The organism is Macrococcoides goetzii, from assembly GCF_002742385.2.
GTDB classification, from domain to species: Bacteria; Bacillota; Bacilli; order Staphylococcales; family Staphylococcaceae; genus Macrococcoides; species Macrococcoides goetzii.
On the sequence record NZ_MJBI02000004.1, the window covers coordinates 76,398 to 100,241 of the forward strand.

Consider the following 23,844-nt stretch of genomic DNA (forward strand, 5'->3'; position numbering starts at 1 on the left):
GCTTTATTATAATTTAAATTTTCTGAATAATCAATAACTTATTTTATTAAAATGCCAATTTGTTTTTTTACTTCATCAATTACTTTCATTGTTTGATGTGAAGTCTCTAAATTAAGCGCCTTAAAATCTTTATTTTTAATCGCTTCTATGAAATGCGCTATTTCATATGACATAGGTGGTGCATCACTCACTATTTCTTCAATAACTTCTCCATGGCGATTCAACTTCTGAACTTTATTTGGTGCAGAGATTTTATCAATTAATATAATACCTTCTTCACCAACAATCTCTGATGGTAAATGGCTATCAATAATTTTTGAATAGCTGAGTACAGATGTCATATAATGATGATTACAAATAATCGTACCTTGCCCATCAGCGCCAGTTGACAACAGTTTGCCAGTCGCTTGAATTGTTTTAGGCATTCCAAATAAATTAACTAAAGGACTAATAGTGTAGACACCTAAGTCCATTAATGCTCCGTTTCCCAGTTCAGGTTTAAAAGCATTTTCTACTATACCATCTTTATATTTATCATAGCGAGAGGAATATTGATTATAGTGGAAGTTGGCACGACGAATGATTCCGATTTCTTTAATCCATTCATGAAGTTTGATAAAAGATGGTGAGTAAATACTTTTCATCGCTTCCATGAAGAACACATCATTATTTTCCATCGCCTGATACATTAAATTAAAGTTTTTTTCACTTGTGGCAATTGGTTTCTCACATAAAACATGTTTACCGTGATTCATTGCTTGTATTGCCTGTTGATGATGTAATATATTTGGAGTAGCTATATAAATGATATCCACTGCTTCATCATTCAACAATTTATCCATATCATCTGTAAAGTTAGGAATATGATGTTTTTCTGCAAAACTTTGCGCACGTTCAATCGTTCTGGAATAGACGCTATGTAGTTCAAATTCTGGAACAGTTTTACCTGCCTCGATAAATCGATCAGTAATCCAATTTGTTCCGATAAGACCAAATTTCATTTATTTCACCCCGGAATTTTTATCGTTTATTTATTAATTAGTATACACCTTAACAATGCTAAATGGAGGAATTTTCATGAATATTCACGAAGATATCAAAAAGATGAAAGACTATTTTGCAACGCACGAAACAAAGCAGATTAAAGTAAGAAGAAAAAAATTAAAAGCGTTAAAAAAAGCTATAAAATCGTATGAAACGGATATTATCGATGCTTTAAACAGCGATCTTGGTAAAGGAAAAGTTGAAGCGTACGCCACTGAAATCGGCATCGTGTTAAAAGAACTTTCTACATATATCAAAGAAATCAAAAACTGGAGTAAGGTGAAATCAATCAATACGCCGATGATGCAATTTCCAGGTAAAAGTTATTTAATGTATGAACCTTATGGTACTGTGCTTATCATCGGACCATTCAACTATCCTTTCCAACTCGTGATGTCGCCATTAATCGGTGCTATCGCAGCTGGGAACTGTGTAGTTGTAAAACCGTCAGAACATACACCTCAAACAAGCATTGTTATCGAACAAATTTTGAAAGAAGTCTTTGAACCTGAATACGTAAAAGTGATTCAAGGAGAAAAAGAAATAACGTCAGCTCTACTGGACGTTCGCTTTGATTATATCTTCTTTACGGGCAGTACAAAAGTAGGACAAATCGTCTATGAAAAAGCAAGTAAACACCTTACACCAGTTACGCTGGAACTCGGTGGAAAGAGCCCTACTATCATAGATGATACTGCTAATATTAAAGTTGCAGCTGAACGTATTGCATTCGGTAAATTCATGAATGCCGGTCAAACGTGTATTGCACCTGATTATGTATTGATTGACAATAAAGTGAAAGACAAATTTCTTAAAGCGATGCAATCTACCTTGAATGAGTTTTATGGAAAAAATGCATTAGAAAGTGAAGACTATGGTCACATTATCAACGACCAGCACTTCAATCGCTTAACAGCAATGATTGATGAAGCACATGACCGTATTCTTATTGGAGGCACTTCAAAAGCAGATGTATTGCATATAGCACCGACGATTATTGATGCTCGATTAAACGACTTATCGATGCAGGAAGAAATATTCGGGCCTATCTTACCGATCATCGGTTACAATAACAAAGAAGAAATTTTTGAAACAATTCAGCAATATGAAAAACCATTGGCATTATATATATTTAGCGATGATCATGATTTTATTAGAGACGTATTCACACGTGTATCATTTGGCGGTGGATGTGTAAATGATACAATCATGCATGTCGCTAATCCTTATTTACCTTTTGGCGGTGTGGGACATTCAGGTATGGGACATTACCATGGAAAATATACATTTGAATTATTCAGTCATCAAAAAGCATATATGACAAAAAGTACGAAGTTGGAATCCGGTATTATGTTTCCACCTTACAAAGGAAAATTCAGATACGTCAAACAAATATTTAAATGATATATGAATGAAAAAGGAAGATCTCAAATTTGAGATCTTCCTTTTTAGGTTTATTTATTAAATTTCTTCGTCTCTTCTTTTACGAGAAGCTGCGATTAATGCGCCACCAGCTAATAATGCTGCTGCTGCACCTGTTGCAATTGCTGCATTGTTCGCTTCACCTGTATCCGGTAAATTGCTATCTGGAGTTACAGTAGCTTTCTCTGAATCTTTAACATCAGGTAATTGACCACCTTCTGCTGGTGGTGTTACTGGAGTTTTATCATCTCCACCACCATCTGTTGGAGGTGTTACTGGAGTTTTGTCATCTCCACCACCGTCTGTTGGTGGTGTTACTGGAGTTTTGTCATCTCCACCACCATCTGTTGGAGGTGTTACTGGAGTTTTGTCATCTCCACCACCATCTGTTGGAGGTGTTACTGGAGTTTTATCATCTCCACCACCGTTGTCGCCAGGAGGTGTAATACCAGTATCACAACTTGGTCCAGCTTCGCCAGTACCATAGTAACCTTGGTCTACATTAGCATTAGATTTATCTTTTAAGTTTACGATAACATCGATTGGACCATCTGAATCAACTTCATCATGTAAGTCTGCTTCGATATTAGCAATAACTGGTGACCAGTCTAATGGATTGTGGAAGTTTACGAGGTAAGTTCCTTCAGCTAAACCGTGGAACGCATATTCTCCCCAAGCATTAGTATAAGTTTCACCAATTGTATTACCAGAGTAGTCACGTAGTGTTACACGTAATCCTACAACTGGGTTTTCTCCCGCGTCTTGCATGTTGTTACGGTTAGCATCCCACCATACTTTGTTTCCGATAGATAAGTTACCAGCTGTACCTTCGCCGATAGAAACGACAGAACATACTTCTGGAGGTAATGGTAATTTTGTTGGAGGTGTTACTTCTCCACCGCCACCTGGAGGCGTTACTGGTGGTGTTACTTCTCCACCGCCACCTGGAGGTACGATAACTGGAGAACCAGTTTTTAATACATAACCTTGGTCTACATCAAAGTTGCTTGCACCATTAATTACTACACGTACATCTGTTGGTCCATCTGAATCGATTACATCATGTAAATCAGCTTCTAAGTTAGCGATAACTGGTGACCAATCTAATGGATTGTGGAAGTTAACGATATAAGTTCCGTTTGGTAAGTTATCAAATTGATAATGACCATTTGCATCTGTATAAGTTGTACCGATTAAGTTACCTGCTTCATCACGAATTGTAACTTTTAAATCTTTAACAGGTGCTTCATTTGGATCTTGTAAGTTATCTAAGTTGCCTTCTTTATCTTGATCATCCCACCATACTTTATCTCCGATAGAGTATTTACCTTCAGGTCTAACTGGGTCTGGCGTTGGTTCTGGCGTTGGTTCCGGTTTGCCTGGATCTGGCGTTGGAACTGGAGTAACTACTCCGCCTCCACCATTATTTACATAACCTTGGTCTACATCCAGATTGTCTTTACCATTGATATCAGCTAAAACTGCTACAGGACCGTCTGAATCAATAACTTCGTCTCCTAAGTTAGCAATAACTGGTGACCAGCCAAGTGGTGTATCAAAATCAACACGGTAAGTACCATTTGCTAAATTATCAAATCTGTATTGACCGTTTGCATCTGTGTAAGTTTCACCTACAAAGTTACCAGCATAGTCATGTAAAGTTACTTTAATACCTTCGATACCTTTTTCGTCAGCATCCTGAACATTATTTGGTGCTTTAGTATCTTCTTCTAATTTATCTTCCCAAACTTTGTCACCTAAAGAATATTTACCAGTATCAGGTTTTTCTGTTGTTGGTGGTTCTTCTGTTGTAGCTGGTGGTTGTTCCACTGTTGGTGGTTCTTCTGTTGTTGGTGGTTCAGGGTTACCCGGTAAATCATTTACTGAATGTCCTGCACCTTTTTTATATCCTTGGTCTACATGTAATGAATCATTGTTGTTAATTACAACACGTACATCTGTTGGACCATCTGAGTCTCTATCATCACTTGCATCAAAATCAACGTTAGCGATAACAGGTGACCAAGTTAATGGGTTTTTAAATGTTACATTATAAGTACCATTTTTTAAACCAGTAAACTCATAGTAACCAGTTGCATCTAAAGATTTTTCCGCAACGATATTACCAGCTTCATCACGTAATTCAACTTTGAAAGCCGCTAACTCTTCTGGAGTAGCTAACACTAAACTTTCATTTTCATCACGTAAGTTGTTGTTCGCTTCACCGTTAGCGCCTAAAAGATCGTCAAAGATACGACCAGCAATTTTATGGTTGCCAGTGTCCTCAACTGGTGCTTCTGTTGTCGGCGCTTCTGTTGTCGGCGCTTCTGTTGTCGGCGTTTCTGTTGTTGGTGCTTCTGTTGTTGGCGCTTCTGTTGTTGGCGCTTCTGTTGTTGGTGGATCTATTTTACTATCGTCATTAACGTTATAACCAGGAACGATATATCCTTGATCTAAATTAAAGTTGTCTGCTCCATTGATTTCAAATAATGCATCTGTTGGACCTACTGAGTTTTGACCAGTTCCAACGTGTTCATTTTGACGTACTCCCTGATAAGTTAAATCAGGTGCCACAAAGTTAATTTTATATTTTCCGTCTTTCAAACCTGAAATGCTCCAGTTACCATTTGCATCAGATACAGTTCTTGCTACTTCAGCTCCACCATATTCTGAAACTATAACAGTAATGTTACCAATTCCTTTATCTTCGCCGGCATCATACATATTATTTAAGTTAAAATCATACCAAGTTTTATCTCCAATAGTATATGTCGCTTCTGATGCTGCTTCAGTCGTTGTTGTATCATCTGTTGCTGCACTTGCTTGGCTTCCTGTAAACACTAAAGATCCAATTAAAATTGAAGCTGTACCCACAGATGAAAATTTTCTGATTGAAAATTTATTTAATCTGTTAGGAAGGAAATCTAATTTACTTTTGTTTGATTTTTTCATACAAAATCCTCCTTTAAAATAAAAACATGCAATAATGCTACAATGAACACATTATACACTTTAATTCTATAGACTTTATTTTCTTAAGTAAACCCTTATTAAATCGCTTAAGATTAAAATTAATATAATTTTCAGTATTCTTGAAAAAGTATTATATTTACAAAACCAAGTTATTTATTTTGAAAATTTTTACATTAAACTTTATTTTAATAACATTTTAATTATTACTGCATATTTATAGAACAATTAAATAGAAATTTAACAGTTAAACCAATCATTATGAAATATTAAAGAATAAAATTTAATTTTAATAATATATTCTTATAATATTTTTCAGATTAATTCACTTTATTATTAAATATGTTAAAAATAATCATTTCTGTGTAGAATTATTTACTTCAAATGTGTCTAAATTGTGACATTTTATATCTTCCGAAATTTTTTTACATTAAGTGCTAATATATATCTGCTCTGCGTGTTTTTAATAAAGGTATTTTAGTTCTTATATTTCTAATTTCTTCTATATTAACAGTTGCTTGAATTGTCCCTTCCCCTAATATTATTTTTGTAGTGGCTTCTCCTAATGGATTTATCACCATCGATTTACCACCAAATACCGTATCATCACACTTTCCGATACTGTTGCTTGCAATGACATAAACCTGGTTTTCAATTGCTCTAGCATAGAGTAATTTTTCAAATTGACTGATGCGTTCTATCGGCCACTCTGCTACAACAAATAGTACTTCAATTCCTTCTAAAGCTAATTTCCTCGATATTTCAGGGAATCGCAGATCATAACAAATTATAACGCCCATCTTTACATTATCTATTTCAAAAATTGAAATATTATTCCCTTGTGTTAAATAATTTGGTTCATCCAGCATCGGTACTAAATGTAATTTATCGTACTGATGTATATGTTCACCATTTTTATTTATAACAATTGCTCGATTGTAAATCTTATCTTCGACTTTCACAGCAATTGATCCTCCAACAATATTTATCTGATATTGTTTTGCAAGTTCACTTAATTTTTCGATTTCTCGCTGTCCTTCTTCAGATGTTATATTTACTAATTCCTCTAATGTATATGAGGTGTTCCACATCTCTGGTAATACAGCAATATCAACGTCATCGAGTGTCGATAACCAATTTGCAACTTTCTCAATATTTTTCTCGGGTTCACCAGGAAGAATCTCCATTTGATAAATCGCAATTTTCATATTATCACTCCATTTTTACAATTATTTTACATGTGTTTAATACTATTTTGATACCATAATTTTATCATTGAAATGTTATAAAGGAGATTTTTAATGATTATTAAAGAAAGAAAATTTGATATGGAATTATCCTATTTACTGCAGCTAAGTATTCGGGCTCAACTTTCTTATGAAGATAATGAAGAGATTGATACACGGATAAAAGGAATTAACGGTGAACGAAGTTTTGATGCTATAGTGAAGCAAAATCTCAAATATGGACTAGTACTAAACAATTTAAGATTTTTAGTTAATAAACAATACTTTCAAATTGATGCGCTCATTATTATGAACGGACAAATATTTATATTTGAAATCAAAAATATGTACTGTGATGTCTGCTATAAAGACAATCTATTCTACTTTCTAAATGGTACACCTATTGATAAATTAAACGAACAAAGAATTAGAACACCTAAATTATTTAAAATACTTCTTACACAAAACCACATTGACCTACCCTTCAACTACTACACTACATTTGTTAATCCCGATTATAAAGTTTATGGTTAACAAGTTCATGATAATATATTAGAATATTTTGATATTTTTAGAGTTATTAAAGAAAATAGTCACCATGCTTTTGGAAAATACGATCAACATATTGCTAAAAAATTAATAGATTTGCAATACACTGATGAAAAATTCAATTTTAGAAAGCGTATTAATATTGAAGATTTAGGCATGGGCGTTGTATGTCATTGTCATGTTGCAAAGTACGAAAAAGTTTCGAATCGAAAATTTAAGTGTCTAGCTTGTAAAAAAGAAGTTAACTGTAATGACTATCTACAAAAAGCAATCGAAGACATCCATTTAATTTATCCAATGGAGCGATTAACCGTGAATCTGGTCAAAAAATGGACAGAAAATCATATTAGTAGCGAAAAGATACGTACATATTTGAATACACATCATAAAATATTTAAGAATGGGCCTTTAACATTTTATCGTTAATAACTTTAATTGATGGTGAAATTGGGGGTTCACCAATTTCAGCATCAATTTCTCTCTCGAAATTGGGGATTCACCAATTTCAGCATCAACTCCACCCTCGAAATTGGGGGTTCAGCAATTTCGAATCCTAATCCATACAAAAAAAATTCCTACCTCAATTCGAGGTAGGAATTATCATTATCTCTATAAAAATTGAACACATACGCCTTCTGGTGCACGTTTATCATTTTCTAACATTGTTAATCTTCCTGTTTCCTTATCTCTTTCAAATAGCGTCAATACGCCATCAGCTTCATGTGCACACACAAGGAAAGTATCACTTGGATCGATATTAAAGTCACGTGGCCAGTCTCCACCCGTTCCTACAATTTCAACTAGTTCAATCTTCTCACCGTCACCTAATACTTTGAATACAGCAATAGATTGATGTCCACGGTTGGAAGCATATAAATATTTACCGTCATGACTTAAACGAATTGCTGCTCCTTGTGAGTTTTCTGTAAAGTCACTTGGAATAGATGATAATTTATCCAGCATTTCAAATTTCCCATCTTCATATTTCAATACAACGACTTCATTGCTCAACTCCGTAAATAAATATGCATATTTGCCATTATCATTAAATATTAAATGTCTTGGCCCCATACCTGGTTCTACATTTAACGTTTCAACACGTTTAAATCCATGATCGCCAAAAGTAAATGTAATCACTTCATCAGTTCCTAAATCAACAGCAACTGCATATTTGCCATCTGGTGTTTCCTGGATATAATGCGTATGTGCGTGATCCTGACGCTCTTTATTTGGTCCCGTTCCTTCTTGCTGTGCAATATCAATTAATTCTAATACTTCACCAGTCGTTTCATCTAATTTATATAATCTTACAACACCTGGTCCATAAACCGCTTCTAATAAATATTTCCCATTTTCAGAAATCCATATATGACACCCTGAATCTGTAGATGATAAATTGTCATTAATTACTGTTAATGTCCCATCTTCATTAATTTGATAACTCTGTATACCTGCATTGCTGTCTGCTTTTTTAATACCATACAATTTATCACCATGTTGTTGAATATATGTTGAGCCAGACACTTCGTATCCTGTTTCTACCGTCTTAATCGTCTTTTCTTCTGTATCCAATGTAAAACTATAAATCCCTTTACCGTCTTGTTTTGTATATGATCCAATAAATCCTTTTACTTCACTCATTGTATCGCCTCCTGTTAATTTCATTTTAACAAAATCACTTTCAGATTGCGAAAAGTTGAAAATAATTTATCAAAATAAAAAAGTTTTTGTTGCTTATAGTTTAGTAATACATTACAATTTGTTTGGTATTAATAAATGACAGTTTTACATTACTAATAGTTAAGTAAGACTAATATTTAAATCTTTACCAATTTTAAGGAGTGGCCAATGACTCAAACATATTACTCCAAGGCTTTTCATAATATCGATAAAGCAAAGCATGCATTGACTCCTTTATTTACGGCCTTAAAAGAGTACGAAGAACAACACGTTACAAGTTTTGATGTTCCAGGACATAAACGTGGACTGGACCCTGACTATAAATTGAACTATTACGGCATGCGCACTTTACGTCATGACGTAAATTCGATGCCAACGTTAGATAACTTTGATCATCCAACAAGTGTCATTCAGAAATCACAAGCTTTGATGGCTGATTTGTTTCTAGCAGAGGAAGCACACTTTTTATTAAATGGTACGACGTCTGGTATACAGGCAATGATTCTGTCTACACTCAAGCCAAAAGATAAACTGTTACTTCCAAGAAATGTTCACAAATCTGTTTTAAATGCGATGGCTCTCGCTGATGTTACACCCGTTTATATGGTACCTGAATTCGACACAGAATACGGAATTGCACATAATATCAGTGTAGAAACTGTACGCGAAACGATTGCAGCACATCCAGATGCGAAAGCATTGTTCATCATGAACCCAACATATTTCGGGGCAGTAAGTGATTTAAAAGAAATTGTTTCAATCGCGCACAATGCCGGCATTCCTGTTCTCGTGGACGAAGCACATGGTGCACATTATCGCTTTTCAGATGAACTTCCACTTTCCAGTATGGAAGCTGGTGCCGATATGGCAGCAACGAGCTTACACAAAACAGGTGGCTCTTTTACTCAAACGAGTGTTCTTTTGTTTAACAGCAAACTCATTGATAAGCATAAAGTAAAGAGTATTATCAATATGCTGACATCAACCTCTGCTTCATTCCTGCTGATGTCATCACTTGATATCGCACGTCATCATTTAGCACTGCACGGCGAAGAGAAAATCAACAATGTCTTATCACTCGTTCAGTCATTTCGACAAAGCATCAACAAAATTCCTGGATTCTACATGTTAGAACCAGAAAAGTTTAACAGGAAATATCACCAGCAGCTAGACGAAACTAAACTGACAATCTATATTGATCATCGTCTTGATTTATCTGGTTTTGAAGTGTATCACTTGTTGCGTAGCGACTACGATATACAGATGGAACTTGCAGAACCTAATATCGTCATGGGAATTGTGTCATTTATGGATAATGAAAGTGAATTGAATCAACTCTTTGATGCACTCTCAGATATTAGCGCTAAACATTTTAACCCAGACAAACCTTTCGTTCCACCGATTCTGAAGCAGATGTCGATTCCGATGCAGAAAATGGGCTTAAGAGATGTCTTTTACTCTGAGACGAAAGTCGTTCAGATTGAAGATGCACTAAACGAAGTTTGTGCAGAAAGTTTAATGATCTATCCGCCGGGTATTCCGATACTGATGGCAGGTGAAATGATCACCCAGGAAGTCATCGACTACTGGAAATTTATTAACGACCAGCCAATTATTAAGATTGGCGCAGAAAACAAAAATGAAGTATTTATAATTGATAATAAGGGAGATATTTAATAATGAAATTAACTACACTTGGAAGACACGTTTTAATTGAATACTATAACTGCGACAAAGATATTTTAAAGGACCATGATAAAGTTGAAGAAATCATGAATGAAGCTGCCCGCGTAAGTGGTGCAACAATCGTTGAAAGCTGTTTCCATACTTTCAACCCATACGGTGTAAGTGGTGCTGTTATCATCTCAGAATCACATTTAACAATTCACACATGGCCAGAATATGGCTACGCTTCAGTTGACGTATTCACTTGTGGTGATACTGTAGACCCATGGCGTGCAGAAGATTACTTACAAAAAGCTTTAAAAGCTGAACTTTCTGATTCATATGAAATCGGTCGTGGTATGGCTGATAAAATTCACAAATATTCTAAAGGTGAAATCATCGTAGAATCATTCAAACCTGTTGAAGTAGAAGTTAAATAAGGAGGAATTGTACATGTTAGATTTATGGTATACAGAAAATCACACGGATAACGTGAAGTTCTCTATTAAAACAAATGAACATATCTTAACTGAAAAAACACCATTCCAGCAAATTGATTTCTTCAAGTCTGAAGAATTCGGTACTTTCTTCACTTTAGATGGTTTAATGATGGTTAACGAAAAAGATGAATTCGTGTATCACGATATGATTACACACGTTGCAATGGCAACAAATCCTAACATCAAGAAAGTGCTTGTTATCGGTGGTGGTGACGGTGGTACTGTACGTGAGTTAACACGTTACACATCTATCGAACAAATTGATATGGTAGAAATTGATGAGCGTGTTGTACGTTTATCTCAAGAATATCTTCCAATTACTGCAGGGAAACTAGAAGATCCACGTGTCACTTTATTATTTGAAGACGGTTTAGCATACGTGAAGAACAAAGAAGATGGTTACTATGATCTTATCTTAGTGGACTCTACGGATCCAATCGGTCCTGGTGAAGGTTTATTCTCACATGATTTCTACAACAACTGTTTCCGTGTATTAACAGATGACGGTATATTAATTAATCAGCATGAATCACCTTACTACCCAAGTTACGCACATGAAATGAAACGTGCACACTCTAAAATCAAAGGTTTATTCCCGATTACACGTGTGTACCAGTTCCATATGCCGACTTATCCATCTGGTCACTGGTTATTCGGATTTGCTTCTAAGAAGTTCGATCCTTTAAAAGATGCTGACTTAGATGCCTGGAACGCGCTTGGCTTAAAAACTAAATACTATAACACTGATATTCATACTGGTGCATTCGCTCTTCCAACATTCGTTAAGGAGATGCTCGATGATGCAACCGAATAAACACGTGTATATGAGTTGCGAAGCTTCATTTGAAGAAGCAACAACAGTGATATATGGTGCACCATTTGACGGTACGGTTTCAAACCGTCCTGGTACACGCTTTGCAGCTGATGCAATCCGGTCTGAATCCTACGGTCTTGAAACATATAGCCCATTCTTAAACAAGGATCTGGAAGATGTCCGTATTATGGATTCAGGAGACGTCGATATTACAATCGGTAACAAAGTGAAAGTATTAGAAGAACTTGAAGAGACGGCACGCACGATTTTAAATGCAGGGAAACTGCCATTTATGATTGGTGGCGAACATTTAGTAACGCTTGGCCCTATGCGTGCTGTTCTTGAAAAGTATCCGGATGCGATCTTTGTGCAGCTTGATGCTCATACAGACTTACGTGATGACTATATGGGAGAGCCATTATCCCACGCGACAGTCGTACGTCGTATACATGACCTTGTCGGCGATAACAGAATTTATCAGTACGGTATTCGTTCAGGCACAAAAGAAGAGTTCGACTGGAGCGAAACACATACCGTACTTGAGAAATTCTCAATCGATACATTAAAGGATTTACCAGGCATTATCGGTAATGCGCCAGTATACGTCACAATTGATCTGGATTGTTTAGATCCATCAATCTTCCCTGGTACAGGAACACCTGAACCTGGTGGATTAACTTATAAAGAACTTGAACCTGCATTTAAAGTATTCGAACAACTGAACGTTGTTGCAGCTGATATCGTAGAATTGTCACCACCATATGACCACAGTGGCGTTTCTAATGCTGTTGCAGCGAAAGTTGCACGTGAACTATTGCTTTCAATTACGAATTAAGTTAGAACTTTTGTTCTAGCTTATTTTTTTATATATATTTTCAGATTATTATGAAATATAATAAGAATAAAAACAACTAGAGGTATCCCATAATGAAGTTTAAAGACTTTCCATCTAATGTTAAACTGCGAATTATTTGTGGTTTTTTTGATCACGCTGCGTCAATGAGTGTTATGCCTTTCATGGTTTTATATATTGCTGATGAACTCGGCAAAGTCACTTCGGGTATCCTCATGTCACTGAATGTCATTTTCGGATTGCTTTGTAATCTTGTCGGTGGCTACTTTGCAGACCGCTTCAGTCGTAAAGGACAGCTCATCTGGGGACAAACTATATTTGCGATTCTTTTTACTGTGATGGCAATTTTCATTCATCCCGATATTAATCTTGCCTGGTTTGTGGCAATTATCTTTATGTGTCTCGCTATTCCAAGTGCCATGATCTTCCCGGCACTTGAAGCATTGATTATTGATTCTACCGATGAAGTTAGCAGAAAATCAGTTTATGTGACGACATACTGGTCTAATAACCTCGCTACTGCTATAGGAACAGCAATTGGTGGACTATTTTATAAAGAACATCGTTTCCTACTCTTTATCATTATCATTGCAATCATGTTAATCAATACGTTTATTTTCTACAAATTTCTAAAAGATCCAACGACCGAGAAAGAGAAAGTCATCGTTGATATGCACTGGATGCGCGATCTATTCGGTAAATATAAAATAGCTTTAAAGGATACGCGCTTCGTGCTTTTCACTGCTGCTGCCGTATTTATCTTCTCTGCTGAATTTGCTTTAACCAATTATATTGGCGTACGTTTACATGAAGTATTTAAACCTATTGATTTGTTCGGTATACACATTGATGGTGTACGCATGATGAGTTTAATGCTCATTGAAAATACAGTACTTGTTGTAACGATTACTTTTCTTGTCAACAAACTCGTCGAACCATTTAATCAGCGTACAATGCTTGTCATTGGTGGACTAATGTACACATTCGGGTATGCATTAACGCATACAATTACAGTGTGGTGGATGCTCATGCTATGTATATTATTTGCAACTATCGGTGAATTGATTCAAAGTCCGATTTATTCTGTGTATATGGCGAAACTGATGCCTGATGATGCACGCGCAAGCTATGTTGCATTTAGTTCGCTCGGTTATAGCGGTGCAGGACTTGTGGCAAGTTCCGGTTTAATCGTGGGTGTTGTGTTAAACAGTGTAATGATGAGTGTATATGTCGCACTGCTTGGCATTGTGGGTGTGACGCTGATTGTCACTGCGCTTAATCTTCCTGGTAAACATCAATTTAAAACGAACAAATAAGCAGTGGAAAATTCCACTGCTTATTTTTGTTGAAAAACAGAACGTACGTTCGTATAATAAAAGAAAAGAACAAGGATGTGAGGCAATGATCCACCCTATCTATGGCGAAACTGATTACAGAAAAGTTGAACCGGAGCAACTGAATCGCAACATTCCTAAAGGACGCGGTATGATTAAATGGGCACCATTTGCTACGATGCCACAACAATTCGCCGATGTACGACGACAAATAGAAAATCAAAATAAAGTTGAACGCCCAGAGCTTTCTGAAGACCGTATGCAGGAAATCAATGAAACATTGCACATCGCACTTGCTAAACATCAGGATGTGACAATCGAATACTATATGGATGGTTATATTCAGTCTGTCGATATGACGATTGAGAAAATAGATCAATGGGCGGCCATTATCATCGGTTCTGTGACAAGTAATCATCAGACTTTCTTTATTTCATTTATGGATATCATCAATATTTACACCCATTAAAAAGAAGGTGATACAGAAGTCTTAGCCTTCTTCTGTTTAACAGCTTAAACGGCAGAACAGCAGTTGCCCCTACGACAAAAACCGAACAAAAACTATAAATCAAAGCGCGATTTATTAGTTTTGTCCGGTTTTTCTTTGTGGCAGTACACTACTGTCCCAGCCTCTAAATTTTCGTTTCACTTTCTTCAATAATCCCCAGCTTTATCCCTTTAATTACAGCACCTAACCTTGATTCCACACCAAGCTTTCGAATCAGCTTCGTAATGTGATATTCAACTGTACGCTTACTGATAAATAAAGCTTCACTGATTTCCTGATTTTTCATATCTTTAGCAATCATACGCAAAATCTCTTTCTCCTGATCACTCAATAAAGGTTTCGCTAAAACCATGTCATGCTTCAGATTTTGATTAAAATAATACACTGCACGGATACCATCTACAAGTTTATCCGTAGATTCATCCTTTAAAATGAATCCAACCGCGCCATTTTCATAAGCTTTAATCTTATACTCTTCTAAGTTGTACCCACTGAGCATAATAAACTTTACTTTCGGATATTTTTTAGAATACGTCTTTACGATGTTTAAGCCATTCACATCTTTTATTTTAATATCACACAGCACAATATTAGGCTGTAACGTTTTAATATAATGTGTAAGCAGATTCGGATCTGTAAATACTTTTAGCACTGACAAATCGTCTTCCGCCTCAATAATCTTAGCAACCCCGTGACCGAATAATTCATGGTCATCAAGTATAATAATTTTTACCATGAAACCACCTCTATTCTAACGGCAATGTAACACTTACAATAAGACCTTGTCTGTATGCATTTTCGTCAAACACCGAAAATTCTACAGAGCCATCAAACAAGTTGACCTGGTTTATCAAGTACTTTAACCCATTGTTAGATCCTCTTACTAAAATATCTGATACGTTATGATACGGGATACCTTTACCATCATCCGAAACTTTAAATGATAAAGATGAGATTGATTCAACCACTTCAACTTTAATATGTTTAGCATCGGCATGTTTTATCGCATTGTTGATCAATTCTTTAATCATACGATAACTGCTGATTTTTATGAGTTTATCAATTATAACGTTGCTTTCCTGATAATCCAGCTGAATATCAATGATTGATTCATACAGATGACGACGAATTAAACTGTTTAAACTCTCATTTAACCCAAAGTCGTCTAAATCTGCCGGAAATAGATCTTCACATGCTTCACGAATCGCATAGATTGATTCATCCAGAATCTCTTCAATATGCGCACGACTTCCATCTTTGTCTAAAGTCTTCGTCTCATTCAATGCGAGAATAATATTCTGTAAAATATCATCATGTAAAAAAAGCGATAAACGTTCGCGTTCTTCTTCAAGTGCAGCATGTGATAAATAAATACGATTCTTATAATCTTCATCCATTAACTTCGTAGAATAGTTTTTCATAAAGAACTCAAACTGTTCTAATAAATGAACAAATTCATGATATTTAAACTTTTCAACCTCTGAAGTATGAAAGGCAATAAATGCATTATTTACGGCAGTACGATGAACATATACGGTAATATCCTGCAACTGGTTAATCGCAATCGTTGAACGCTCATAAATCATATGCGTCTTAGAGATGATATCATCATAATTAAACGTCCCAGCTGGAACTTATACTGTTCAGATTGGTCCTGCGTTTCAATAAATAAATAATAATTAGATAACTGAATATTGTTCTGAATTAAAGTATCATAAATATTCTCGTTGATATTGTTTGTAATATTTGCAGCACGATATTTTACAGCATAACGGTTACGGAAGTAATATAATGCAACACATCCAACCAACAATAAGCTATGGATGATAATTGCAGTGATGAGCATTGGATGCTCAAGGAAAAATACATAGAATACAATCATTGAACATAGCATTAACACATTCCATATCTGAAACAATCCAAAGACAATAGATAAAAATGATTCTGAAACGATTATCTTGAATTTACAGAATGAATAAAGTAAATACAATGGGAAAATAATGAGTGTCGGTAATAAATAGTAGTAAGGAATACTGCTATTAAAGAAATGTAAAAATAAATTAAGCGTAAACATCGGTAAGATACTAAGTAACAGCGAAGCAAGAATAAAATACAATTCACGACGAATCATACCATGTGAGTTACGAATGATTGAGAAAATCACATAAAATACACTCAGCAATAAAATGATGCAAACTGTGATAAGCATAATAAACGAAAATAACACAAAGTCACTTCTCTGAAGTGTAACATTCAGTATCATTGCAATAATGAAAAGGATAAAAATTAAATAATTATTGAGTTTTAAAAATGTATTTAGTTTATTTGACCTTGAGAATACTGGATAGATACTAAATAACTTCGATAACATAGCTAATACAGAAAACAGTAAAAATATTTCCATGGTTGTTCCGAATCCTTTAAGCAAAGGATCATAAAATGAAAAAGATATAGTGTTAGCTAATAATATGCAAAGTATAAAAAAATGTTTAAGTACATATGAATCAAATTTATTAAATATTTGAAGTACGACAATACTTATGAAAAAGTTAAAACAAGCTGAACAAATTATTAAAATTGTCATATCATCAGTATTCTGTACAGTTAATATAGAATATTTGATAGCATAGAAAAACTTTAAATGAAATATATATGATATAACAATTAAAGATATATAGACTGTTAATGACATACGTTTTAATCTAAAAATTGAATTCATCTTTTAATTTCCTTATTCCTTCAGTTTTATCGGGAAAAGCATCTAAAAGTATACTGTATGCTTTTTCAACGTAATAATTATACAACAATCTGCAGTAGTCTAGTGAACCCGATTGTAAAATATTTTCTCGTGAATAGTACTGAAGGTTTTTATCCCCGGAAAAAAAGATATATTTAATCAATGGTAGATACATTTTTCTCTGATTAAAATCATTCTTGTGTTCAGATAAGATACTATCAATATCATTCTTAATTTGGGCAGCTATTCCCACATTTTGCATAAAATATTGTAACGGTTCATTATCTTTATCAATGATTAAGCCAATCAAACGCATTAAGTTTCCTGACTTTTGCGTAACTAAATTGATATATTCATCTTCAGAAATATTTGGATTTTCATTAAAATCAAATGTTACATCAAAAAATTCAGCATATCCTGCATCAACAATAAGTGCCATTACCTCATCTTGAATTTCCTGATTAAACAAACGAATAGCTTGAAGCATAGTAATATGAGACAAAAGAATTTGTTGCTCTCTAGATATCCACTCTAACAAGTAATCTCCATCAACAACATCATCGACTAAATCAAAAGCCCAAAAAACAAGCTGAATAGCAACCGAATTTCTTTGCATATCAGCTTGTGTTCCCTTATTAAATAATTTGTTGATTGTTTCGTAATAACTTCCCCAGCTATCTCGCTGGATTTTATTAGTTACATAAACTAATAATTGCTCTTCGGAATCTCTAGAAAGATTTAACTTCTTTATTAATTCCGAAATGTATTGATCGATCACTTTAGAAATCGCCAGTCCAATACTTTGAAGATTGGAACTTAAGTGGTTTTTGGGCAGCAGAGTCAATTACTGTTACTACGTCTTCGCTAAATCCTAAATTTTTGTTTTGGTTTAACAATTCTTCTAGAGATAAGTTCATTTCTTTCATTTTTAAAACAACTTGTTCTAACTCTTCTCTCATAATAATTTCCTCCATTCACTAAATGATATATTGCAAATATAATAATACACGAAATATTCAAAAAATTCGATAGAATTTTCAAAAAAATATAAAATAATTACAATATTATTTCATTGTAATCAATTTACTTTTTTCACTTTATAACCATTTAATGGGTATTAACAAAGAAAAATCACCCTTTATATGACAATATATTAAACAATTTAAATTACGTTTTAACTTACTAAATCAATTGTGAATTATTGGATACTCTATAGCACTTGCATTTGAATTATGTCATAATATATTCAACAAGCAAAAAGGAGTTCCATATGAAAAAAATACTTTTATCATTTGCTATTATGGCTTCCCTCACGACAGTTTCACCAGCACATGCCGAAGCAACCCCAACAGTACTTTATTTTCATGATAAAGACGATGAACCTATTAAAGACTTTCCTTTTAGTATCAATATAAACGAAGAAGAACAACCTCTTACTGCTTTAGATGATGGTTATTCAGTGATTGCTGAAGATATCAAAGTGATTGAAATAGCCGGACAAAAATATGAAATTAATCCTGGTGAACTGAATAATATCGAAGTTGTTAATCCCGAGGAAGTTATACCTTCTTCAGAAGAGATACCGGTGACTGAAACGCCTCTTCCAGAAGATAATCTAACGATTAAAGTTCATGCAGTAGATCGTTCATTTTCAAATCTAGAAGATGGTACCACTGTATATTTAAAATATGATGGAGAGCTTGTTGATCAAGCTGACGTATCAAACGGAAGCGTAACTTTTAATACAACTGAGCCAAACAAGATCTATGAAGTAAGTTACAACAAAACTACGGAAACAGATAATGTAAAGATTGAACCTGGTGAAGAGAAATTTTTAATCTTTGAAGCACAAACAAAGCCGATTAAACGAGAGCGTTCTGTTGAATCGACAACTAAAAATTCACAATTAAAAGATACGATTCGCAAATCTCCTGATGATATACCACCATTACTTGCAAGAAGTAAGAAAGAAGATAGCTCTAATGAGGCAACACATAGAGCGTCAAACCGTACACATAATTCAACTAATAGTAGTAACGTAAAACCACAGCTTCCAGTAAAACAACCGACAGTAAATCCTATGAAACGTAATAGTGAGGCTTCTGTCACGTCTGGTACAACAAGTAACGAAAATGGTTCTTATAGCACTGAAAGTAATAATAATGTTTCATCAAATAATTATTCCAGCACGACAACAAGTCAAGAAAACACACGTCCATCATTTACATCGGACGATACATCACAACAAAACACTTCAAGTGATGACTATGCATCTGATAGCAGCTATGCTTCGGACAGCAATTATAAAGACTATCGTAATAATAGCAATACTAACCATTCTAGTGATCAATCTGATAACGCTTCTGATAATCGTTTTGAAAAAAGTTCATATGATAATACTTCCACAAACAACGAAGAACAATATTTACCGCATACTGGTGAAGCAATGAGCTTATTATTACCGTTAGCTGGTCTTATGACAGTTACAGCAGGTGTTGCATTATTGTACTTCACACGTAAAAAGCGTGATGATGATATTATTTAATGAGAAACGCACATGTTTATGGCATGTGCGTTTTAATTTATGTAATTTGAATTAGTCCATCACGAACTGAAAAATAAGTACCAAGTTTTGAAGTGCCTTGCATACCTTCAAAGATAAAGATACCACCACTATTAATCATCTGCTGAGATTCTAAAGAAGAAAATACAAATGTTCTATCTGCTTTTACATCTGTAAAACGATGCAACCTTCTCATAATTTGTTCAAAACCTCTAGTTTCTCCGATTGCTACGAAACCATCTGGTATGTGCCTAGCGATACGTTTAACATATTTATTAAAAGAAGATGAGTGTGGGTTCCAGCTTACAATTGCAAGCACAGTTCCGCCTGTACCATCTAAACCTCCAAATTGTTCCCACAATAATTTAAACTGATATGCTTTTATCAAATCAAGATTATTCCTACTACACCCTATTACGATATCATGAATAACTGGTCTTTGTTTTCTCATCAATTGGATCAGCTGTGACATTTCCTTCTCTGAATGAATATTTTCTAAACCATGTAATTCTTCTTGTGAAATAGATTGTAATGGACTCAATTGAACACCCCAGATAAATTTATTTTATACAAAATAAAAAGACTCCAATTTACAGAGTCTTAAACATTTTCTGATTCAATTTTAGCAACGATTTCTTTCGTACGACGTTCGATATCTTCAAAATCTTTCTTAAAGCTGATAACAAATAAAGCTGCACCAGCAGTAACAATAACAGATAATACTAAAAATGTAATAAAGATTGCTTTGAATAGAGATTTAACAAATTCCATCGGTGTTTCACTCCTCTACTAATTCTTTGAATTTATTTTACCACATGAATAAAATGGAATGAAATAATTAACATTATATATTCAAGATTATGATATAGTGTAAATAAGAAAAAGAAGATAGGATGAGACAAATGCCACACGTACATTTATTAGCTGCATGGCAGAACAACAATATTGAAAAAATCAAAGAAATCGTCGATAAAAATGTTCAAACGAATATCATCTATGATGACGGTGTTGAATATGAAAAAGGATATGATGAATTCATCGCAGGTATACAGTGTTATCTCGATGAAACCGAAAGATTAAATTTGGAATGGCAATTTGATGTAATGCATAAAACTGAGCGTGGTGCAGCTAATGTAGTTATTATTAAAATATCTCGTGGTGATGAACATTATAATGTTTCAGACAAAGCAGCATTATGTATATTTACATTTGATACAGTTGGAGAAAAAGAGCGTAAATTGATCCGAGCATATGTTGAAAAAGGTGTAGCTAATAATTAGCTGCATCTTTTTTAATTTTTAAAATTAACATCTAATAAATTGTTAATTTTGTTAAATCTCTTAAAAATAAAGGGTTTTGTTCAATATAAATTATAAATTTTGTTATGAAATAGCCATATGATGCGTACAATATTTTCATGTTAACTTTTTTGAGTAAAAATAATTGCGGTGTATACGAGTGTATTAAAATTGATAATCCTTATAATAAATCTTGTAATTAAATTTTAGATGAATGAGGAGTGTTATCAATGAATAAAAAGTACATTTTACCTGCTGTCGTATTATCATCGACTTTACTCGCAAGTTTAACTCAAGGCGAAACAGCTTTTGCTAAAACAGAAACAAGCAAATCACTTCACCACCTTCAAAAAGTACAATCTAAAATCGATGCAAAAAACTTCTTAAAATCTTTACCAGGTGACAAAGCTGCAAAGAAATTTTATAAACAATATGAAATTACAAAAGTAGAAAAAGACGATAAAGGATTCACACACTATACATTAAAGCCTCATAATAACGGTAAAAAAGCTCTAAATAAAGAAATTAAAATTCATGTTAACGATAAAAATCAAGTCGTTCATGTAAATGGTGAACTTGACCAAAAAGAAGTGAACCCAACAAACACACAAAAATTATCTCAAGATCAAGCGGTTGATTTAGCATTCAAAGCTGTCGGTGCTGATAAAGATAAAGTGAAAAATCTTGATAATCGCAAAGTCGTTAAAAAAGCTGAAGTAGCAATTAATGCAGATAAAAATAAATATGTATACAATATTCAATTAATCTACGTTTCTCCTGAAGCAGCAAACTGGCACGTACAAATTGATGCTGAAACAGGCGAAGTTATCAAAAAACAAAATATGTTATTCGATGCTGCAACAACAGGTTATGGATACGGTGTCGATAACAGATTTAAAAATTTAAATATCTTTCAGGAAGGTAGTTACTTCTATCTCGCTGATACAACACATACTGGAAATATTGAAACTTATGATGCATATAACACACAAACAAATTTTGACATTGTAAGAGATACAGATAAATACTTCACTTCTTCACGCCAAAAAGCAGCAGTTGATGCACATTATTATGGCGATGTAGTATACGATTACTTTAAAAATACTCACAATCGTGACTCTTATGACGGAAACGGAGCTCCAATCTACTCAGTAGTTCACTATGGTTCAAATTACAACAATGCTTTCTGGAATGGTGAAGCTATGGTATATGGTGATGGAGATGGTGTTACTTTCACTTCATTATCAGGTGCTAACGATATTATCGCACATGAATTAACACATGCTGTAACTGAGCACACAGCAGGACTTGTTTATGAAAATGAACCAGGTGCAATCAACGAATCTATGTCTGACGTATTTGGTTATTTTGTAGACCCAGACTTCTTGATGGGTGAAGATGTTTATACACCAGGTAGAGCTGGAGATGCATTACGTAGTTTCTCTCAACCAGAACTTTATGATCAACCATCACACATGGATGACTTCCAATACTTACCTAACACTAAGAGCGGTGACTGGGGTGGCGTACACATCAACTCAGGAATCCCTAACAAAGCATTCTACAATACTGTAACAAAAATGGATAAATCAAAAGCAGAACAAATTTATTACCGTGCATTATCTTACTACTTAACATCAACATCTAACTTTAAAGATACTAAAGAAGCATTAATCCAATCAGCTTTAGACTTATACGGTCAAACAGAAGCAAATACTATTAAAGCAGCTTGGGATGCAGTTGGTGTTTACTAGTAGTTGATTTTAGAAATTATAATGGCCCGATTCTTACTTGGAATCGGGCCATTTTGCTTGTTTTGGCACGGTTCGCTCTTGCAATCGGGCCATTCTGCTTGTTTTGGCACGGTTCGCTCTTGCAATCGGGCCATTTCACTTGTTTTGGCACGGTTCCCTCTTGGAATCGGGCCATTAAATCAACTCTCCTCTACTAAGCTTTCTTCTACTAAACATACGCATCCTCCTAGTATTTTCGCCATAGCATGAAATTACTCACTGAAAAAGATAAAGACATTACAGCCAAAATTATCACAATTGCACTTTCTGCTTTTAAAGTGATTAATCCAAACGTATAAAGTGTAAAAAATATCATCCCTGTAAATAGTGTCACCATATAAGATGTTTTAAATGCTCTATTGCTTAATGCGACAACGCGTTCATCTAACAATTCATCTCGATTTTGTATTCCCATTAAAATCATATGAATGCCAAGTACTAACTGTATTGCATAAAATTCCGGTTTCTCGAATATCACAACCATAAAAAATAACGACATCAGTAACAAACCAGCACCAAGAAAATATAACATTGGTCTATTGCCTTCTAAATGATTAAACATACGCATCCTCCTCACTCATAGTCACTTTCTTCTAATATAAAAATTGCTTCAACACTTACATTAAAAACTTCAGCAATCATCAATCCAAGTGGTAATGATGGATTATACTTCCCTTTTTCAATTGAAATAATTGTTTGTCTTGATACCTTCAGTTGTTTTGCTAATGTTTCCTGTGAGTATCCATGTAACTTTCTAAATTCAGCTAATTTATTCTTCATACACTCACCTCTTCAATATTATTATAGTGTAAAGTTTCCTTTACGTAAAGTAAACTTTACATTATCCATTCTATTTATTCTTTGTTATACTTTCTCTATAGTGTTTAC

Annotated in this window: 25 protein-coding genes; 12 read left to right on the forward strand and 13 right to left on the reverse strand. The window is 34.3% G+C overall.

The window, feature by feature from the left end; translation table 11 throughout:
- Positions 1-38 precede the first annotated feature (38 nt).
- Positions 39-1,001, reverse strand: coding sequence for a Gfo/Idh/MocA family protein (locus BFS35_RS09905; protein WP_099580989.1), 963 nt, complete (start codon positions 999-1,001; stop codon positions 39-41).
- A gap of 76 nt (positions 1,002-1,077) precedes the next feature.
- Here BFS35_RS09905 and BFS35_RS09910 point away from each other — a divergent pair, with 76 nt between their 5' ends.
- On the forward strand, positions 1,078-2,448 hold the full coding sequence (locus BFS35_RS09910) for an aldehyde dehydrogenase (RefSeq protein ID WP_099580987.1): 1,371 nt from the start codon (positions 1,078-1,080) through the stop codon (positions 2,446-2,448).
- Between the two features lie 57 nt (positions 2,449-2,505).
- Here the strand turns inward: BFS35_RS09910 and BFS35_RS09915 are convergent, their stop codons facing one another.
- Positions 2,506-5,418: an SdrD B-like domain-containing protein gene (locus BFS35_RS09915; protein ID WP_099580985.1), complete on the reverse strand. Its 2,913-nt coding sequence runs from the start codon at positions 5,416-5,418 to the stop codon at positions 2,506-2,508.
- Between the two features lie 455 nt (positions 5,419-5,873).
- Positions 5,874-6,644 (reverse strand): carbon-nitrogen family hydrolase, encoded by a 771-nt coding sequence (locus BFS35_RS09920; protein WP_099580983.1) that lies wholly within the window; start codon positions 6,642-6,644, stop codon positions 5,874-5,876.
- Between the two features lie 93 nt (positions 6,645-6,737).
- Between BFS35_RS09920 and BFS35_RS09925 the strand changes: the two genes are divergently transcribed.
- Both BFS35_RS09925 and BFS35_RS09930 read left to right on the forward strand, forming a co-directional pair.
- Positions 6,738-7,196 carry a nuclease-related domain-containing protein gene (locus BFS35_RS09925; protein WP_099580981.1) on the forward strand — a complete coding sequence of 153 codons (459 nt, stop codon included), beginning with the start codon at positions 6,738-6,740 and terminating at the stop codon, positions 7,194-7,196.
- Positions 7,197-7,367: 171 nt separating this feature from the next.
- Positions 7,368-7,637 carry a hypothetical protein gene (locus BFS35_RS09930; RefSeq protein WP_099580980.1) on the forward strand — a complete coding sequence of 90 codons (270 nt, stop codon included), beginning with the start codon at positions 7,368-7,370 and terminating at the stop codon, positions 7,635-7,637.
- A gap of 183 nt (positions 7,638-7,820) precedes the next feature.
- Here BFS35_RS09930 and pglS read toward each other — a convergent pair whose 3' ends face one another.
- Complete coding sequence (pglS, locus tag BFS35_RS09935; RefSeq protein ID WP_099580978.1) at positions 7,821-8,852, reverse strand: 6-phosphogluconolactonase; 1,032 nt, start codon at positions 8,850-8,852, stop codon at positions 7,821-7,823.
- Positions 8,853-9,059: 207 nt separating this feature from the next.
- On the opposite strand from pglS, the gene BFS35_RS09940 reads away from it, so the two are divergent.
- The 6 genes from BFS35_RS09940 (at position 9,060) to BFS35_RS09965 (ending at position 14,526) form a co-directional block, all read left to right on the forward strand.
- Positions 9,060-10,568, forward strand: a complete 1,509-nt coding sequence (locus BFS35_RS09940; protein WP_099580976.1) for an aminotransferase class I/II-fold pyridoxal phosphate-dependent enzyme — start codon at positions 9,060-9,062, stop codon at positions 10,566-10,568.
- 2 nt (positions 10,569-10,570) lie between these two features.
- Entirely contained in the window at positions 10,571-10,996 is a 426-nt protein-coding gene (gene speD / locus BFS35_RS09945; RefSeq protein WP_099580974.1) for an adenosylmethionine decarboxylase, read from the forward strand.
- Between the two features lie 13 nt (positions 10,997-11,009).
- A complete protein-coding gene (speE, locus tag BFS35_RS09950; RefSeq protein WP_099580972.1) occupies positions 11,010-11,870 on the forward strand; it encodes a polyamine aminopropyltransferase in 861 nt (286 codons plus the stop codon).
- The gene (speB, locus tag BFS35_RS09955; RefSeq protein WP_099580970.1) at positions 11,854-12,705 is read left to right on the forward strand and encodes an agmatinase; all 852 of its coding nucleotides are present in this window, start codon (positions 11,854-11,856) and stop codon (positions 12,703-12,705) included. The genes speE and speB overlap by 17 nt, the downstream gene beginning before the upstream one ends.
- Before the next feature lie 92 nt (positions 12,706-12,797).
- Positions 12,798-14,039 carry an MFS transporter gene (locus BFS35_RS09960; RefSeq protein ID WP_099580968.1) on the forward strand — a complete coding sequence of 414 codons (1,242 nt, stop codon included), beginning with the start codon at positions 12,798-12,800 and terminating at the stop codon, positions 14,037-14,039.
- 85 nt (positions 14,040-14,124) lie between these two features.
- Complete coding sequence (locus BFS35_RS09965; protein WP_099580966.1) at positions 14,125-14,526, forward strand: YolD-like family protein; 402 nt, start codon at positions 14,125-14,127, stop codon at positions 14,524-14,526.
- Between the two features lie 163 nt (positions 14,527-14,689).
- On the opposite strand, the gene BFS35_RS09970 is transcribed toward BFS35_RS09965, so the two are convergent.
- The 5 genes from BFS35_RS09970 to BFS35_RS09990 all read right to left on the reverse strand — a co-directional run bounded on the left by BFS35_RS09970 (position 14,690) and on the right by BFS35_RS09990 (position 18,261).
- Positions 14,690-15,301, reverse strand: a complete 612-nt coding sequence (locus BFS35_RS09970) for a response regulator transcription factor (protein ID WP_099580964.1) — start codon at positions 15,299-15,301, stop codon at positions 14,690-14,692.
- 10 nt (positions 15,302-15,311) lie between these two features.
- Positions 15,312-16,151, reverse strand: coding sequence for a sensor histidine kinase (locus BFS35_RS09975; protein WP_099580962.1), 840 nt, complete (start codon positions 16,149-16,151; stop codon positions 15,312-15,314).
- The gene (locus BFS35_RS13765) at positions 16,148-16,729 is read right to left on the reverse strand and encodes a hypothetical protein (protein WP_158554297.1); all 582 of its coding nucleotides are present in this window, start codon (positions 16,727-16,729) and stop codon (positions 16,148-16,150) included. The genes BFS35_RS09975 and BFS35_RS13765 overlap by 4 nt, the downstream gene beginning before the upstream one ends.
- A gap of 538 nt (positions 16,730-17,267) precedes the next feature.
- On the reverse strand, positions 17,268-18,080 hold the full coding sequence (locus tag BFS35_RS09985) for a class 1 isoprenoid biosynthesis enzyme (RefSeq protein ID WP_099580959.1): 813 nt from the start codon (positions 18,078-18,080) through the stop codon (positions 17,268-17,270).
- A gap of 1 nt (position 18,081) precedes the next feature.
- Positions 18,082-18,261, reverse strand: coding sequence for a hypothetical protein (locus tag BFS35_RS09990; protein WP_096075873.1), 180 nt, complete (start codon positions 18,259-18,261; stop codon positions 18,082-18,084).
- A 311-nt stretch (positions 18,262-18,572) separates the two neighbouring features.
- On the opposite strand from BFS35_RS09990, the gene BFS35_RS09995 reads away from it, so the two are divergent.
- A complete protein-coding gene (locus BFS35_RS09995) occupies positions 18,573-19,847 on the forward strand; it encodes an LPXTG cell wall anchor domain-containing protein (RefSeq protein ID WP_099580957.1) in 1,275 nt (424 codons plus the stop codon).
- A gap of 37 nt (positions 19,848-19,884) precedes the next feature.
- On the opposite strand, the gene BFS35_RS10000 is transcribed toward BFS35_RS09995, so the two are convergent.
- Together BFS35_RS10000 and BFS35_RS13900 are read right to left on the reverse strand one after the other, a co-directional pair.
- A complete protein-coding gene (locus BFS35_RS10000; protein ID WP_099580955.1) occupies positions 19,885-20,406 on the reverse strand; it encodes a type 1 periplasmic-binding domain-containing protein in 522 nt (173 codons plus the stop codon).
- A 59-nt stretch (positions 20,407-20,465) separates the two neighbouring features.
- On the reverse strand, positions 20,466-20,636 hold the full coding sequence (locus tag BFS35_RS13900; RefSeq protein WP_099580953.1) for a hypothetical protein: 171 nt from the start codon (positions 20,634-20,636) through the stop codon (positions 20,466-20,468).
- Between the two features lie 131 nt (positions 20,637-20,767).
- On the opposite strand from BFS35_RS13900, the gene BFS35_RS10005 reads away from it, so the two are divergent.
- Together BFS35_RS10005 and BFS35_RS10010 are read left to right on the forward strand one after the other, a co-directional pair.
- Complete coding sequence (locus tag BFS35_RS10005; protein ID WP_099580951.1) at positions 20,768-21,145, forward strand: hypothetical protein; 378 nt, start codon at positions 20,768-20,770, stop codon at positions 21,143-21,145.
- A 248-nt stretch (positions 21,146-21,393) separates the two neighbouring features.
- Positions 21,394-22,917, forward strand: a complete 1,524-nt coding sequence (locus BFS35_RS10010) for a M4 family metallopeptidase (RefSeq protein ID WP_099580949.1) — start codon at positions 21,394-21,396, stop codon at positions 22,915-22,917.
- Positions 22,918-23,143: 226 nt separating this feature from the next.
- Here the strand turns inward: BFS35_RS10010 and BFS35_RS10015 are convergent, their stop codons facing one another.
- Together BFS35_RS10015 and BFS35_RS10020 are read right to left on the reverse strand one after the other, a co-directional pair.
- Positions 23,144-23,518, reverse strand: a complete 375-nt coding sequence (locus BFS35_RS10015; RefSeq protein ID WP_099580947.1) for a hypothetical protein — start codon at positions 23,516-23,518, stop codon at positions 23,144-23,146.
- A gap of 11 nt (positions 23,519-23,529) precedes the next feature.
- Entirely contained in the window at positions 23,530-23,736 is a 207-nt protein-coding gene (locus tag BFS35_RS10020; protein WP_099580945.1) for a helix-turn-helix transcriptional regulator, read from the reverse strand.
- Positions 23,737-23,844 lie beyond the last annotated feature (108 nt).

Bases quoted from the DNA above. Each gene is read 5' to 3' on its own strand.
- BFS35_RS09905 (WP_099580989.1), bottom strand. From the start codon at position 1,001: ATGAAATTTGGTCTTATCGGAACAAATTGGATTACTGATCGATTTATC.
- BFS35_RS09910 (WP_099580987.1), top strand. From the start codon at position 1,078: ATGAATATTCACGAAGATATCAAAAAGATGAAAGACTATTTTGCAACG.
- BFS35_RS09915 (WP_099580985.1), bottom strand. From the start codon at position 5,418: ATGAAAAAATCAAACAAAAGTAAATTAGATTTCCTTCCTAACAGATTA.
- BFS35_RS09920 (WP_099580983.1), bottom strand. From the start codon at position 6,644: ATGAAAATTGCGATTTATCAAATGGAGATTCTTCCTGGTGAACCCGAG.
- BFS35_RS09925 (WP_099580981.1), top strand. From the start codon at position 6,738: ATGATTATTAAAGAAAGAAAATTTGATATGGAATTATCCTATTTACTG.
- BFS35_RS09930 (WP_099580980.1), top strand. From the start codon at position 7,368: ATGGGCGTTGTATGTCATTGTCATGTTGCAAAGTACGAAAAAGTTTCG.
- pglS (WP_099580978.1), bottom strand. From the start codon at position 8,852: ATGAGTGAAGTAAAAGGATTTATTGGATCATATACAAAACAAGACGGT.
- BFS35_RS09940 (WP_099580976.1), top strand. From the start codon at position 9,060: ATGACTCAAACATATTACTCCAAGGCTTTTCATAATATCGATAAAGCA.
- speD (WP_099580974.1), top strand. From the start codon at position 10,571: ATGAAATTAACTACACTTGGAAGACACGTTTTAATTGAATACTATAAC.
- speE (WP_099580972.1), top strand. From the start codon at position 11,010: ATGTTAGATTTATGGTATACAGAAAATCACACGGATAACGTGAAGTTC.
- speB (WP_099580970.1), top strand. From the start codon at position 11,854: ATGATGCAACCGAATAAACACGTGTATATGAGTTGCGAAGCTTCATTT.
- BFS35_RS09960 (WP_099580968.1), top strand. From the start codon at position 12,798: ATGAAGTTTAAAGACTTTCCATCTAATGTTAAACTGCGAATTATTTGT.
- BFS35_RS09965 (WP_099580966.1), top strand. From the start codon at position 14,125: ATGATCCACCCTATCTATGGCGAAACTGATTACAGAAAAGTTGAACCG.
- BFS35_RS09970 (WP_099580964.1), bottom strand. From the start codon at position 15,301: ATGGTAAAAATTATTATACTTGATGACCATGAATTATTCGGTCACGGG.
- BFS35_RS09975 (WP_099580962.1), bottom strand. From the start codon at position 16,151: ATGATTTATGAGCGTTCAACGATTGCGATTAACCAGTTGCAGGATATT.
- BFS35_RS09990 (WP_096075873.1), bottom strand. From the start codon at position 18,261: ATGAGAGAAGAGTTAGAACAAGTTGTTTTAAAAATGAAAGAAATGAAC.
- BFS35_RS09995 (WP_099580957.1), top strand. From the start codon at position 18,573: ATGAAAAAAATACTTTTATCATTTGCTATTATGGCTTCCCTCACGACA.
- BFS35_RS13900 (WP_099580953.1), bottom strand. From the start codon at position 20,636: ATGGAATTTGTTAAATCTCTATTCAAAGCAATCTTTATTACATTTTTA.
- BFS35_RS10005 (WP_099580951.1), top strand. From the start codon at position 20,768: ATGCCACACGTACATTTATTAGCTGCATGGCAGAACAACAATATTGAA.
- BFS35_RS10010 (WP_099580949.1), top strand. From the start codon at position 21,394: ATGAATAAAAAGTACATTTTACCTGCTGTCGTATTATCATCGACTTTA.
- BFS35_RS10015 (WP_099580947.1), bottom strand. From the start codon at position 23,518: ATGTTTAATCATTTAGAAGGCAATAGACCAATGTTATATTTTCTTGGT.
- BFS35_RS10020 (WP_099580945.1), bottom strand. From the start codon at position 23,736: ATGAAGAATAAATTAGCTGAATTTAGAAAGTTACATGGATACTCACAG.